The following is a 14,194-nucleotide window of genomic DNA, read 5'->3' on the forward strand; positions in this document are numbered from 1 at the left end:
AAGGCTGTTGTTGGTGAGCTGAGATGGAAGTAATTAAAAAAATGAAAGGGAAGAATATCGCGAAGGGTATTTCGGGACGGGGACAATATTTAAAAATATCTGCCCCACTTTAGAGGAAGTCGAAGGGTTCTTAAGTGGGGGAGGTCAGATGGGGTTGCTCAAAGGCTTATTTCGCAGCTGCTATCACTGTATTCGCCTGCTTTGCTCCATAATAACTGCTTAATGCTTGCATTCCACCTTTCAGAATATAGACATTGTCAAAGCCGGTATGACGAAGCGCTGTTCCTACAGCTGTCGCACGGGCACCGGACTTACAAATAATAACGACAGTCTTGTCTTGGGGGATTCGTGCTAGATTTTCAGGCTTGAAAAGCTGGTTAACCGGGATAGCCACGCTATTTGGCATTGTCATTGTAAACAACCCTGATTCTTCAGGAGTTCGTACGTCTATAGTGACGATCTCTTTACCTGCTTTAATATCTTTGACCAAAGCATCGGGCTTGACGAAATGAAGCGTTTTACCGACGCCAGCCCCACAGCATGACGTAAAGAGTTTTTCATAACTCTTGGCCATTTCTGTGTCGTAGGACCAGGCAACAGAGCTTGTACCAAGGAAAATTCCAATGACGACTGTTAGCAATACTTTATTCATATCTTTTCTTCCTTTTTACCCCTTAAGGCTAATAAACTGGACAATGGCGGGGTTTTCCATTTGCCTAGCTTGCAAGCCGAGAAAAGCCGTTTTCCGGATGGCATTGATTTGAAAATTTTAGAGAAGAATTGCAACTTTTAAAAAAAATATTCTTTTACATATCACTGTTGAAGAGCCTCAGTGTGGCAAGTGATAATGTTATTTTTAAATAAGTAATATTGTCGAATGCTTAAGAAAGAGTATCCAACTAATGTTGGAGAAAAATAACAGTAAGGGAGGAACTGTCAAGGTAACAGAGTGGTATACGGTGAAGATATATTAAAAAGAAATTTTTTATTGTAGTTGAAAAGAGAATTTTTTGCTTTGGTAGTAATGCCTCCCTGTAATTTTTGAAAAATTACAGAGAGTAAAAATATTGTAAAGAAAAATTAATTGGATCTAAGCCATGTGTGCAGAATAGCTGGGCTGCCAGTCTGGCTAGTTGTAAAGTGGAGAAATCCAGTATCCAATAGTCAGGCGCTTTTAAGATAATACGTTTGGGTGTTGCCTTGATGCTCTCAGCTTGCGCCTATGTGTAATCCCTTGTTTTATACTGCCCTTAAAATAAGGCTTTATTAAGCAGGATATGGGCATAAATACTCCCTGCGTAACCCAGAGCGACAACCGGCATCCATTTCAGATGCGCCCCAAAGGTATACGTACCGCGGGCGGTTCCCATTAAAGCCACCCCTGCAGCCGAGCCTATGGACAGCAGGCTGCCGCCGACGCCGGCAGTCAAGGTTACCAAGAGCCATTGCCCCAGGGGCATTGTCGGATCCATGGTAAGCACCGCGAACATCACAGGGATATTATCTACGATTGAGGAAAGTATCCCTACCAATACATTTGCGCTGGTGGCACCAAGGCCCTCGTACATATGGTGAGAGATCAGAGCCAGGTAGCCGAACTGGGATAGACCACCAACGCAGAGAATAACACCATAAAAAAAGAGCAGTGTGTCCCATTCCGCCCGAGCGACTTTGTTAAAGATGTCAAAGGGCGAATTCGGGAGTCCTTCTCCTATGCCCAGGGGAGCATCATATTCAATGGCCCTTTCCTCTTTGAATTTGATGTAGTAGGAGAAAAAGCCAAGGTAAGCGAGTCCCAGCATCATACCTGCTGCCGGCGGGAGATCTAGAAAGTTGTGAAAGGAAACCGCAGTGAGGATGGTCAGCAGAAAAAGAGCAATGATTCGTTTGGCTCCAAACTTCATGGAAACGATTGTGTCCAAGGCTTTCGGGGTCTCACTAGAGACAAAGAAGTTCATAATGATTGCAGGAATGAGCCAATTGATCAGGGCTGGGAAAAAGAGGAGAAAAAATTGGCTGAAGTCAACCTGTCCCTTCTGCCAGACCATAAGGGTGGTAATATCACCAAAAGGAGAAAAAGCACCACCGGCATTGGCTCCGACAACGATATTGATACAAGCTAAGGCAATAAATTTCTTATTATCCTCGGCTACAGCCATGACCACAGCGCCCATGAGCAGAGCTGTCGTGAGATTATCTGCTACCGGCGAAATAAGAAAGGCAAGCAACCCGGTAATCCAGAAGACAATGCGTAAGGAAAAACCGCGCGACACCAGCCAGGAACGCAGCGTTTGAAAGATACCACGTTCATTCATGGAGTTGATATAGGTCATGGCGACGAGCAAAAAGAGCATCAACTCCGCATATTCCGTTATGTTGTGAATAATTGCTTGATGGGCTTCTTCTGCCGGGATGCCTACTTGGCGATAGGTCAGGGCCAGCAGAATCCAGATAATACCAGCTGCCAGCATTACTGGTTTGCTTTTACGCAGATGAGTTTTTTCTTCGAAAATAACCAGCACGTAGGCCAGCACAAACAAGATAAGTGCAGCGTAGCCCCAGGTAGTAGTTGTTAGAGATGGAGATGGGTGCATGCCTTGGGTGGCCAGGGCTTGGCCGACGAAGACAAGGGAGATCACAAAGCACGACAATAATGTTTTCATTGTTCGTTTCCTAGTATTAGAACCTAATAAAGTGTTGAGCTGGATATCTCTTACTCTGCAGGCTCTTTGCAATTGTTACCAAAGGGCAGGGTGTTGCCTGTCATGAGGCTGGGGCTAATGTAAAGTTGATCACTTGTTTAATATCATGTATCATTTGTACGTCAATACCAGCAATTACATCTTCCGGCAGGTCTAGCACTTCGTCATGGTTTGCTTTTGGGACGAGTACCTTGGAAATTCCTGCTCGTTGGGCTGCCATGACTTTTTCACGAATTCCACTGACGGGAAGAATTCTCCCACTTAAAGTTATTTCGCCTGTTGAGGCAACTCCAGGACGTGTCATTCTATCAGTTAACAGAGAAAGCAAGGCTGCAAATATGGGGATACCAGCTGAGGGACCGTCTTTGGCGATGCTGCCTGCCGGAATGTGGATGTGGATGTCATATTGTTGAAAAATGTCATGGGGGATTGCAAATTCGTCAGCTTTACTACGAATCAGGCTTAAAACGGTATGGGCTGATTCCTGCAAAATTTCCCCTAATGATCCGGTAAGAATGAGGCCTCCATTACCCGGCATTTTCACGGTTTCAATGGATATGATTTCTCCTCCAGACTCAGACCAGACCAGTCCGGTGGTAATGCCGGTGTGATCTCCTTCACTGGTTGTTTCACGGAAAAATTTTTTCGCTCCTAAAAAGGAGACAACGTCGCTTTTGTCAACAACTGTCAGGTTATTATCCTCCCCTGAAGCAAGTTTTAAGAGTGCTATCTTTCTGCAGACACTTGCTACCTCCCTCTCCAGATTACGCAGACCCGGTTCTCGGGTATAATCATTTATGAGGCGGGAGATGGCATCATCCGTAAAGGAAATTGCTGATTTATTGAGTCCCGTTGCTTTGAGTTGACGTGGAATAATATACTGCTGCGTGATGTTGAGTTTTTCCCGCTCAGTATACCCTGTGAAGTGAACAATTTCCATACGGTCGAGTAATGGCAGGGGCAATCTGGAGAGATCGTTTGCGGTTGCCATAAACATGACGTCTGACAGGTCAAAAGGAATATCCAGGTAATGGTCAACAAACTGAGAGTTTTGTTCCGGATCAAGAATTTCTAACAACACGGAGGCGGGGTCACCACGGAAATCCTGGCCGATTTTATCCAGTTCGTCGAGCATGAAGATAGGATTGTTAATTTTCGATCTCCTCAGTTCGGTTAAAATGCGACCCGGCATGGCTCCGACATAGGTTCGTCGGTGGCCACGTAGTTCTGCTTCATCCCTCAAGCCTCCCACAGAGACCCTGACAAATTGACGTTGCAGGGCGTCCGCAATAGCTTTGCCTATAGAGGTTTTGCCCGTGCCTGGGGGACCGGAAAAGCAGAGAATTGGCGATTTGCCAACATCTCTGCACCGCCGGTGCTCTAAAACGTCTTTGACTGTTCTTTTTAATTCATCCAGATTAACAGGCTTGCCTAAATAATTGGCGGCCCCTTTTTTCAGGGCCTTTACGGCTGTGTCGACGGTGGCAAAACCGGTGACTATAATAACAGGTGTTTCTGGATTCAGCCTGGTAATATGATCCAGTAATTCAATGCCGTCCATACGGTTCATCTTCAGATCCGTTATGACCAGGTCAATCTCATTGGCAGGTAATATTTCCAGGGCTTCTGCGCCGTTTGCTGCAGTAAAACACTGGTATCCTTCCTTAGTGAGAACGTGCTCCATATTGGTACGGGCTATTGCTTCGTCATCAACGATCAGTATCTGTGGTTTACTTTGTTCTCGCAGTGTTTTAACGGCGAGAAATTCAAGTATGAGCTGTTTGATCTGCTGGAGGCCGCAGTGGCGTGCATCCAGTATTCTTTTCGCTCTTTCAAGATCAAAGTTGCCCTGTTGACTTACTCTCCATGGAAGATCAAGGAGGAGGTCAATGTAGTTTATGCCAACTGTGTACTCGGCCATTGCAGGGTCAGTTTGTTCCAGTTTTTGCAGCTCTGTGTGTGCCGCTTCTGAGGCATGAGGAGGAAAATCAGTCGCTTCAATTTTGGTTTTTAAGTCGGTAAGTGACGAATGTTCATGAACCTCCTCTTGGGAGGAGGTTTTGTTGGCGCGTTTTTTAAAAAACATGATTATTTCTCATCATGGTCTAGTGACTGACAGCATATCACGTGAGACGGTCATGGAGGCAGGGTGTCAGTGGATATATGTCCGAGCTGTCAAAAGACTCGGATTTCGTTTTTGATAGCTGCGTGCAGTGGTATCCTGTTGATTGGCTACTGTGTGATTGTTGTTTGATGTGGGATATTGTTGGGTCAGAGTAGAACAGTAAAAAAACATATACCAGTCGTCTCGTGATCTTATTGCTTTTTGCGTTGTCTGCAACGTGGCAGATGAATGTGTTTGAGAACGGTGAGCAGAGGCAGCAAGTTGGTTAACGAGATGAAGCGTACCCATACAAATGACAAATGTAGAAAAATATATACTGGATTCCATAGCTATACCTCTTTGCTAAATAGCTTCAGCGTTATAGATGAGCCTGTTGATTTACTGTCTTTTTGGTCAATCTCTCGGAGGTAAGCGAAGACTCCGATTTCAACTATATGCCTATGGCTATTTTTTCAGCATGCCTCGCTTACCTGACCTTGGACAAAAAGCTTAGTAAATCAATAGACTCATAGATGCGGGGACAAGGTGATGGTGGTTATCAATCGACGTGGCAAGAGCTGTTATAATCCTTGGGATAAACAAAACGCTTATGGAGTTATTGCCGGTCACAATGGCAATAACTCCATAAGGCAATAATCTGTTATCCCGCAATCTCCTGGCTGGTAGCAGCCTGGGTTCGTTTTTCTGCACGATCCTGCAACATGCCCTTGGCCATTGCCACGGAGATGATAACCCCGGCAACGAGAAGTGCTGCTATCAGGGCCCAGAAGCTGACAGCGTTGAGCACGATACTTAATTTCGTTTGTAACTGCGGAATGAGATTAAGGTCGGCTAAATAGATAGGTACCTTTGCGCCTCGAGAAACCGCTACGATCAACATGACAGAGGCCATAACCATTTTGATAGTATAATCTTTGACATAGGTTGTGCCGATGGCCCCAAGTTGTACGCCGATTAATGATCCAGCCAGAATAAGGAGTGTCATCCGGACATCAATAAGTCCGGAAATTCCCCATTGTACTGACCCCCACGCACCCATTATAAACGCGACAACAAGTTCTGTTGCGCTGGAGACCAGTGCAGATGCACCAACTATATAGATCATCCCAGGAACACCGATAAAACCACCTACCGCAATGGTCGCTGCCAGCATACCTGTAAAGAGGCCAACCGGGATGGTTATCCATGCAGATATACGTACATTGGCAACCTTAAATTCCATCATTGGCCATATTTCCAATTTTTGCAGTCTGGTCGCTAGCTTTGAGGTTGTAGCCTCGGTAGTACCATTGGAAAGCTTAATCGCATCCCGCATTACATACAGTCCAACAATGAGCAGTACTAATACAAAAATCGCGCTGACATAGAGGTTTGATCCGGCGTTTCCCCAATGATCCAGTATAGATTTTTGAGCCTTGATCCCAATCTGAACGCCAATAATGGAAGTAATAGCTATTACCAGCCCCAGTTTTATATCTGCCTGACCATATTTCCAGCGTTTGTAGGAGCCGACCATGGCTTTGGGGAATTTATGGCACATATTGCTGGCAACTGCTACTGCGCCAGGCGCGCCCATGGACATCATTGCAGGGGTCAGGATAAAGGCGCCGCCTGAACCGATAAATCCTGAAAGCAATCCTCCGATCAACCCAACCAAAAGAAGAGCAGCAATTTTGGTGACGGTCATATCAAAAAACATGACGGAAACATCCTTGATAACATTAGGACCTGCATGAGTATCGAGGCTGACCATCACTTTTTTATCAAGGGTTATGTCCTCTGGAGACATTGCCTCTCCGAGGACAAGGAGTTTGCTTGAATCTTGACCATCCACTTTGATGGTAGCGGTTCTCTCCGAGGCGGAAATTTTGGTGAAAATCCCTTTTATTACATTTTTGGGAGGTGGGCCTCCAGCACGAGCATTCTGTACCAGTGGAGTTAAGAGCAACACTGTAAGCAGAATGAATACATATTTTTTCATTTCGAGTTCTCCTATTTCTGATTTGGAAAAGGTAGATAACTTGATGGCTAATCACGCTTTTTTGGGCTCCAGGCCAATTACTGAAAGCAAGTTGCTCGCAAAAGCGCCATGAACAAAAGAAAAACCAAATGCGGTGCCTACGGGGAGAACGGCATGCCATCCTCCAAGGGTATAGGTGGATGTCATCAGAGCTTGATGGGAAAATATGAGGCCGTACCCTCCTACAGATAAGGCTCCAAAAAGGAGCATTTTTGACACCGGCCTTTTTGATCGATGACTCACCTGCATGTTCTTGTCAGTTGTGGCGGTGGTGTCAGCGCTTTTGTATTTTGAAGACTGTTTACTTGCATTGACTGCCACTCTTGTCTGATAGGGATCATTTTGTTGCATAACTGCATCTCCTTTAAGGGATAAATAATGTCTTGCTTCCATTTGTTGTCGCCTTATCCTGTCGGGCTGCAAATAGTGTTCTCTTGTTTAAGCAAATCAGAAACCATGCTAGTGGATTTTTTTATTTCTTTTATTTCAATTGGTTAAGGCCTTTGGTGAAAAGAGGGGAGTGTTGCGAAATGCAACGCTAATTGTGTGTTTATTGCTGTTTAATGGCGATATATAAGAGTGTTAGTGAGAATTCGGCGTTCAAAGATGAAGGAGTTGCAAAATGCAACGGAAAAATATTTCCCAAGGAAAGGTGGGGGATGTTGATAAGCAGAAGGTGCGTCTCCTTATCTCGTGCCCATCTAAATGGTACTTGTCCAGGTAGCCGCGTTATACGTAAGATTTTATCCTCGGTGGGAGCGAAAACTCCGATGTGGCACTTGAGTAAAGGGAAGTTAAGAGATTGTTGGCGTTACATTTTGCAACAAAGAGGTGTTTGTCCATTATACATATTTTTTAAAAGCCTTTGTTTTCAGTAGGTTAACTTTTTCATGGAACACGGGGCAGAGTTTGCATAATAGTATTGAGAAAGCATGGCATACACCTAATTTTAGCAAAGGAGCAACGATTGTTAGCACGTGCGATAATGATAAAATCAAAAAATCAGGGAGAACTTGTCCAAAAAATCGAGAAGCAGCTTGCGCCTGTATCTGTTCAGGGGCCACCGGTTGTTCTTGTGTTGACCCGTAATGGTCATCTTTCCAAAACTACAATGGGTTATGGCGTAAATGTTGCGCAAAGACTCAATCATCGACTGTTGGTTGCCTATGTTGATACCATGCCTTTTTTGTGGGATGGTGGTCGGCGCAATCATCTCTTCTCGGCAGCTATTAACGAGAGTGTTCTTGCCCTTAAAAAAGAGGCCCAGGTAAAAGGCGTTATCGTAAACCATGTCATAGAAACTGGTAAGATCGGTAAAGTTGTTCATCGGCTTTGCCGGATTATTAAAAATATAAGTTTTATTGTTGTCGATCGAGGAATAAAAAAGGATGAGTTGCTTTCTGCGGCACCTGTTCCTGTCTTTTATGGAGCAGGAAGTGCTAAGTGAGCTGCTTTTACATGAATGGTACTAGAGCACACCTCATATTATGATACGAACAATACTTGCGGCAATGGATAATGCCCGGCAAAACCGTTCACTCTATAAAGAGGCTTTGGCTTTGGCCTCCTCAATGCGGGCTAGAGTCGTTGTGATTTCTGTAACACCCGAATATGAAGGCAACATGAATCGTCTTTTTTTAGATAATCCTGACCAGCAACTGAAAGCTCCCTTTCAAAGTATCCTCGATGAAGCAAAACAATATGCTTCATCTTTGGGGCTCAGTATGCAAACGATTCCCCGGGTAGGGAAACCACCTGTGGAGATTGTTTTGGCCGCTCGACAGGAACAGGCTGATTTGATACTTCTTGGCTGTTCTAAACGGATCCAGGTGGAAAGGCTGTTGCTGGGAAGCACTACTCTTGGTGTGATAGCAGGCAGCCCTTGTGATACGCTCCTGGTGCCAGAAGATGCTGAGATAAAATTTGACCGCATTTTGGTCCATGTGAATGGTGGTGTGCCGGAGACGGAGCCAGCCTACCGGCAGGCTATTAAGCTGGCTGCGAGCTACGGAAGCGAAATTCACGCACTCTATGTAACTGATATTCCAACCGATCGTACGTTTCGTTACGGAGTGTTGGGGGAGGCCGAAAAAGAAGGGTGGAATATCTTAAAACAATTTGTTGCCAGGTGCGAACAATTCGATATTCCAGTAGTTGCTGCTGTACGAGGCAATAGCACTGAGCAATGTATTTTGAGCTATGCGGCGGACCACGATATTAATCTCATTGTTTTAGGGTATCAGGCTGATTCATCCGGGGTTGATCTGTTTTGTGGCAATACTGTCGAGCATGTTGCTTCCCAAACCGTTTGTCCGATACTTGTAACTCGGAAAAGGCAAGGTTGAGCAACTAGGTGCTGTACGCCAGACGGAGACCAGTCTCTACTCTATAAAATATGACCAACAGTGGTCCATCCATTGAAGCCGGCATGAGGCAGCAATAGAAACTCTCGGAGGAAAGCTGTGCCTAAATCATACCGAGTGAAGTTCACTCTTACCCTGAAAATTATTCTTTTTGTGATTCTCTATGTGGTTGGAATTGTATCTGTCTGGTTTATCTCCAAAGATGATCTGCAAACAGCGGAAATAAAATTCAAGATGATGGAATATGCCTACCAGATGGATAATATTATTCTTGAAGTGCGCCGGTATGAAAAAAACTTTTTCCTTTACCAGACAACAACTGCTCTAGAGGAGAATAGCAAGTATGTACAGCAGGCAGAAGAAACAGCCAACACCGTTTACGACCAGATGGTGTACCTGAAAGCTCTGCCGCTCATCAAGGAGTTAAAAAAGGCTATTGTTGCCTATCGTAATACTGTCAGGGTATTGTCTGACGGACAAATACTGGAGCAAGAGGAATATCAAAAAGTCGTTAGTACAACACGTGATCTTGGTCAGCAGATGACGGAAAAGAGTGCTCGACTCCTGGAGTTTGAACGGGTACAGCTGAGTAATATTATTCGAGAGTTAAAATCTCAGATTGCTACCATGACCATGGTGGCAATCTGTTTTGGTTTCCTTATCCCATTTTTTGCTTTTTTTGGTATTTTTAAGCCATTGAGATCCATCAAAAAAGCAACTGCAGCTATTGCTAAAGGTCGATTCAAACCTGTTGATGTTATAAATACGGGTGACGAAATGCAGCAGGTCATGGAGGCATTCAATACCATGGTGTATGAATTGGAGAGACGTCAGGAGCAGTTGGTGCAGTCGCAAAAACTATCCTCCATTGGTACCCTTACGGCAGGGGTGGCGCATCAGTTGAATAATCCGTTAAACAATATTTCTACCTCCTGTCAGATTGCAATGGATGATTGTGACAATGGTAACGAAGCCTTGCTGAGCAACATGCTTGATAACATTTATCAGGAAACACTACGGGCGCGTGATGTGGTTAAAGGGCTTTTGGAATTTTCACGCTCACAGGATTTCAAGCTTCGAACCGCACAACTAAAAGATGTCGTAAACCGATCGGTCAGTCTGGTAAATAGTCAGATCTCAGGAGACATTTCTCTTGTAGTTACCATTCCTGAAAATCTTATTTTACCTATGGATGTACAGCGGATGCAGGAAGTTTTTATAAATATCATTATGAATGCTGCTCAGTCGATCAAACAGGAGGGCGTCATAACTCTTTCTGCTGAAGTTGATAAAACGGAAAAACAGGTGCAAATCGAAATTCATGACACTGGCCCTGGTATTCCCAAAGAAATCCAAGGACGTTTGTTTGATCCTTTTTATACAACTAAAGAAGAGGGGGAAGGAACCGGTCTTGGTCTCTCGGTAGCTTACGGTATCATTCAACAGCACCGCGGTAAAATTACGGTGAGAAGTGAACCCGGCCAGGGGGCATCTTTTTTTATATCCCTGCCGTTACAGGAAGCCGTCGAACAGTTATCATGATTTCAGTGCCTGTTACAAATACGATCCTGGTGGTCGATGATGAACCTATTGCCCGCGAAAATCTGACCCATGTTCTTCGTCAGGAAGGATACACAATTTTTGTTGCCCAGAGTGGTGAAGAGGCTATTGACCTTATGGAGCGGCAGGAGGTCAATCTGGTTATTACAGATTTACGGATGAAAGGCAAAGACGGTCTGGCAGTTCTTGCGGAAACAAAACGTTTATGGCCGGCTGCTGAAATATTGATGGTCACTGGTTATGCCAGCTTGAACAATGCCGTTGAATCCATGAGTAAAGGGGCCTATTACTATTTAGCCAAGCCGCTCAACATAAAGGAACTAAAGGCCATTGTCGTCAAAGCCTTGGAAAAAAGTACGATGCAGCAGGAACTGCACAGGTTGCGGCGGCATATTTCGAAGACCAGCGGTTCCTCCCGGATTATTGGCCAGAGTTCTAAAATACAGGCTCTTCGAGAACAGATTTCGCAAATTGCCCAGCTTGACTGTAATGTCCTTATTATTGGTGAAACCGGTACTGGCAAGGAGTTGGTTGCCCGCACTATTCATGAATTAAGCAGTAGGGCTGAAAAGCGGATAGTTGCATTTAATTGTGGTGCCTTTACCGAAGATTTGATTAGCAATGAACTCTTTGGGCATGAGCAGGGAGCATTTACCGGAGCAGAGAAGGCAAAAAAAGGATTACTAGAATGTGCCCAGGGAGGAACTGTTTTTTTTGACGAAGTTGGGGAGTTATCCCTTGGAATGCAGGTTAAACTTTTACGCGTTCTTCAGGAACGTACATTGATGAGAGTTGGTGGGTCAGATGAAATTTCTGTCGATTTCAGGGTGTTGGCGGCCACCAATAGAAATCTGAAAGAGGCTGCTGAAGACGGCAGCTTTCGTAATGATCTTTATTACCGCCTGGATGTCATCACCGTTTTGGTTCCGCCGTTGGTCGAGCGACGCAATGATATCCCTTTGCTGGTGAACCATTTTCTGCAAAAATATGCTGAACCGGCACATGCCCCACCGCGTCTTTCGCCGATAGCAGCAGAAATACTCAAAGGGTACCAGTATCCGGGTAATGTTAGGGAACTTGAAAATATTGTACAAAGGATTTTGATTACGTGCCGGGAAGAGACGATTGAACCACATCATTTGCCTGATGACCTGGGACAGGATGCTTTGATTGTGCCCAATGCAAAAGAGAATACCTGGCCGACCCTGGAAGAATATCAAAAGAAATATATCATTGAGGTCCTAGACGAAGTTGAAGGGAAGAGGTCGGAAGCGGCGAAAATTTTGGGCATTGACAGAGTGTCGCTGTGGCGAAAAATTAAAAAATACGGCCTTGGAAATCCAGATATCGAGTAGCGGAACACTTTGCTTTGAACTTGTAAAATTTTCGTGTTGACCGAGTTGATTTCGTCTGTTTTAAGGACGTTTCATATGCCATCAATTTGTACCGAAGAGTACCTGAAGGCAGGGGGAATACTCCCTCATTCCGCAAAACGGTAAGCATCAAAGAGTTCTCTGTCATGAAGCATCCTGATCGAAACACAGTCTCAAGGTTAGATGCGCTGCCCAATATTGGGAAAACAATCGCAAGAGATCTTGAATTGATTGGCATTGATCATCCCCAAAAGCTGGTCGGAAAAAATTCTTTTGTATTGCATGATCAACTTTGTCAGGAAAAAGGGCACCGTGTAGATCTTTGTGTGATTGATGTATTTATGTCTGCAATTGATTTTATGGAGGGGGGAGAACCTCAACCGTGGTGGAAATTTACTGGCAAACGTAAACTGATTTTGCATGAAAAAAGTAAAGGGTTGGTATAATCCTTTCATCGGGAGGGGCCTGAAAATGCTTGCGCAATTTTTAGCCGTTCTCTTCCCCCACGTCTAGGGCAGCATAGGGAAGATGGTGATAGCCATGAACTCGCTTGAATTTAATCAAATTAGAAAAAATGCAGTTCAATAATCCGTTAGTATCGGCCTTTCATTAATTTTCCTGAAGATTTATCCTTTGTACATATGCACTGTTACGGATAAAAAACCATAAACATCCTCCAATGAAGCCTATGGCGACCTGGATTATGCCAAGGGTTGCAATAAAGTCACTAGGATTGATCGAAACGAGGACCATTCCAACACTTCCCATAACCATTGCGAAAAAATTGATCAGTGCAGAAGCAGAACCAGTATCGCGTTCTTGCTGTTCGAGCATAAGGTTGACACCTGGCACACGCATGCAGGTTATGGCTATGGTTGCCGGAGCAACTGATAACGCAAACAGGTAGGGAGAGAGGTGTCCGATGGTGGATACGGAAAGACCGAAAAGTACAAGCATCGCAAAACAGCAACTAATAATGTGTTGCCGTTTGAAATACCTGGAGATTCGCATGTATAACATGGGGCCTGTCATCCCGGCCATGGCATTGAATGCCAAGAAGTAACTAAACTCCTGCTCACTGAGACCGAACCTGTTGATGTATATGTAGGATGAGGCAGCAAGAAACGACATTATTGCCATCGGAACAATGGCGAATATGGCAAGAAGGGAGGTGAATCCAGGGTTTTTCAGGACAACAGCAAGTCTACCCAGTGAGCTTAAAATAGTTCCTGTATACCGTTTTTCCAGAGTCTCCTGCAGGAGAGAGGCCGCAAGCATAGCCACTATTCCAAATCCACCAAGAATCAGAAAAACGGCTCTCCACGATGTGTATTTCAGCACAACAGCTCCAATGACAGGAGCCACTATTGGAGCTATAACAACCATTGACATTAAAATTGCCATCACCTGTTCCCGTTCTCGTCCATCATACATGTCTTTAACCATGGCGGTGGCAACTGCGGTTGCCGCACTTCCACCAAACGCCTGCAGTATCCTCCAGCCAATAAGCCGGCCCACGTTGGGAGCATAGGCGCACAGAATACTGGCCGCAATATAGATAAACAAGCCTATCGTTAAAACAGGCTTGCGCCCGTAATTTTCACTTAACGGCCCCCAAAACAAGAGCCCTCCCGCAAAAAATATAAAAAAAGCGCTCAGTGTCAGGTTTACCTGGGACTGAGATGTATGCAATGTTTCTATCATGTGGGGAAGAGCCGGAAGATAGAGATCGGTTGAAAGAGGCGGAAAGGCACTGATAAGTGCAAGAACAACAAGCGTTCCGACATTTCCCAGATATTTTTGTTCTACATTCAAGCTATTTCTCCTTGGCTGACTCCTGGTATTGTCTGTTGTGATGCACAGCTGTAATGATAATGCATAAAACCTCTTTGGTTTTTTCATTATCTACTTCTCTTCAGAAGCATCGGTCAAGCAGGTTTTGTGCAGTTGTAGCAGGATGAGGAGACAGTGAAAATTTTAAAATAAGTGTTGAAGGTTTCAGGGGCTGGTTTTTGTTTGATCGAAATGTGCTCCGGTTTTGTCCAATAGAA

Annotated in this window: 11 protein-coding genes; 5 read left to right on the forward strand and 6 right to left on the reverse strand. The window is 44.6% G+C overall.

Annotated features, from left to right (window positions below):
- Nucleotides 1–166: 166 nt before the first annotated feature.
- The 5 genes from ACHZCY_RS14430 to ACHZCY_RS14450 all read right to left on the reverse strand — a co-directional run bounded on the left by ACHZCY_RS14430 (nt 167) and on the right by ACHZCY_RS14450 (nt 7,198).
- On the reverse strand, nt 167–652 hold the full coding sequence (locus ACHZCY_RS14430; RefSeq protein WP_319549382.1) for a rhodanese-like domain-containing protein: 486 nt from the start codon (nt 650–652) through the stop codon (nt 167–169).
- A 598-nt stretch (nt 653–1,250) separates the two neighbouring features.
- Nucleotides 1,251–2,663, reverse strand: a complete 1,413-nt coding sequence (gene nhaD / locus ACHZCY_RS14435) for a sodium:proton antiporter NhaD (RefSeq protein ID WP_319549383.1) — start codon at nt 2,661–2,663, stop codon at nt 1,251–1,253.
- A 100-nt stretch (nt 2,664–2,763) separates the two neighbouring features.
- Nucleotides 2,764–4,788 carry a S16 family serine protease gene (locus ACHZCY_RS14440; RefSeq protein ID WP_319549384.1) on the reverse strand — a complete coding sequence of 675 codons (2,025 nt, stop codon included), beginning with the start codon at nt 4,786–4,788 and terminating at the stop codon, nt 2,764–2,766.
- Between the two features lie 679 nt (nt 4,789–5,467).
- A complete protein-coding gene (locus ACHZCY_RS14445) occupies nt 5,468–6,580 on the reverse strand; it encodes a sulfite exporter TauE/SafE family protein (RefSeq protein WP_205224555.1) in 1,113 nt (370 codons plus the stop codon).
- Between the two features lie 279 nt (nt 6,581–6,859).
- Nucleotides 6,860–7,198, reverse strand: a complete 339-nt coding sequence (locus tag ACHZCY_RS14450) for a hypothetical protein (protein ID WP_319549385.1) — start codon at nt 7,196–7,198, stop codon at nt 6,860–6,862.
- Between the two features lie 634 nt (nt 7,199–7,832).
- Between ACHZCY_RS14450 and ACHZCY_RS14455 the strand changes: the two genes are divergently transcribed.
- From ACHZCY_RS14455 to ACHZCY_RS14475, 5 genes are all read left to right on the forward strand, one after another.
- Complete coding sequence (locus ACHZCY_RS14455; RefSeq protein ID WP_205224536.1) at nt 7,833–8,294, forward strand: universal stress protein; 462 nt, start codon at nt 7,833–7,835, stop codon at nt 8,292–8,294.
- 40 nt (nt 8,295–8,334) lie between these two features.
- Nucleotides 8,335–9,192 carry a universal stress protein gene (locus tag ACHZCY_RS14460; protein ID WP_319549386.1) on the forward strand — a complete coding sequence of 286 codons (858 nt, stop codon included), beginning with the start codon at nt 8,335–8,337 and terminating at the stop codon, nt 9,190–9,192.
- A 117-nt stretch (nt 9,193–9,309) separates the two neighbouring features.
- A complete protein-coding gene (locus ACHZCY_RS14465; RefSeq protein WP_205224534.1) occupies nt 9,310–10,752 on the forward strand; it encodes a HAMP domain-containing sensor histidine kinase in 1,443 nt (480 codons plus the stop codon).
- Nucleotides 10,749–12,125: a sigma-54-dependent transcriptional regulator gene (locus ACHZCY_RS14470; RefSeq protein WP_319549387.1), complete on the forward strand. Its 1,377-nt coding sequence runs from the start codon at nt 10,749–10,751 to the stop codon at nt 12,123–12,125. The genes ACHZCY_RS14465 and ACHZCY_RS14470 overlap by 4 nt, the downstream gene beginning before the upstream one ends.
- A 164-nt stretch (nt 12,126–12,289) precedes the next feature.
- Complete coding sequence (locus tag ACHZCY_RS14475; RefSeq protein ID WP_205224532.1) at nt 12,290–12,589, forward strand: helix-hairpin-helix domain-containing protein; 300 nt, start codon at nt 12,290–12,292, stop codon at nt 12,587–12,589.
- Nucleotides 12,590–12,752: 163 nt separating this feature from the next.
- Here ACHZCY_RS14475 and ACHZCY_RS14480 read toward each other — a convergent pair whose 3' ends face one another.
- Nucleotides 12,753–13,958 (reverse strand): multidrug effflux MFS transporter, encoded by a 1,206-nt coding sequence (locus ACHZCY_RS14480; protein WP_319549388.1) that lies wholly within the window; start codon nt 13,956–13,958, stop codon nt 12,753–12,755.
- Nucleotides 13,959–14,194: the final 236 nt, after the last annotated feature.

Source organism: Desulfogranum marinum (assembly GCF_963675105.2).
Lineage (GTDB): Bacteria > Desulfobacterota > Desulfobulbia > Desulfobulbales > Desulfobulbaceae > Desulfogranum > Desulfogranum marinum.

Excerpts from the sequence above, each read along its gene's own strand:
- ACHZCY_RS14475 (WP_205224532.1), top strand. The coding sequence starts at position 12,290 with ATGAAGCATCCTGATCGAAACACAGTCTCAAGGTTAGATGCGCTGCCC.
- ACHZCY_RS14450 (WP_319549385.1), bottom strand. The coding sequence starts at position 7,198 with ATGCAACAAAATGATCCCTATCAGACAAGAGTGGCAGTCAATGCAAGT.
- ACHZCY_RS14470 (WP_319549387.1), top strand. The coding sequence starts at position 10,749 with ATGATTTCAGTGCCTGTTACAAATACGATCCTGGTGGTCGATGATGAA.
- ACHZCY_RS14460 (WP_319549386.1), top strand. The coding sequence starts at position 8,335 with ATGATACGAACAATACTTGCGGCAATGGATAATGCCCGGCAAAACCGT.
- ACHZCY_RS14430 (WP_319549382.1), bottom strand. The coding sequence starts at position 652 with ATGAATAAAGTATTGCTAACAGTCGTCATTGGAATTTTCCTTGGTACA.
- ACHZCY_RS14455 (WP_205224536.1), top strand. The coding sequence starts at position 7,833 with ATGATAAAATCAAAAAATCAGGGAGAACTTGTCCAAAAAATCGAGAAG.
- ACHZCY_RS14440 (WP_319549384.1), bottom strand. The coding sequence starts at position 4,788 with ATGTTTTTTAAAAAACGCGCCAACAAAACCTCCTCCCAAGAGGAGGTT.
- nhaD (WP_319549383.1), bottom strand. The coding sequence starts at position 2,663 with ATGAAAACATTATTGTCGTGCTTTGTGATCTCCCTTGTCTTCGTCGGC.
- ACHZCY_RS14445 (WP_205224555.1), bottom strand. The coding sequence starts at position 6,580 with ATGGTCAGCCTCGATACTCATGCAGGTCCTAATGTTATCAAGGATGTT.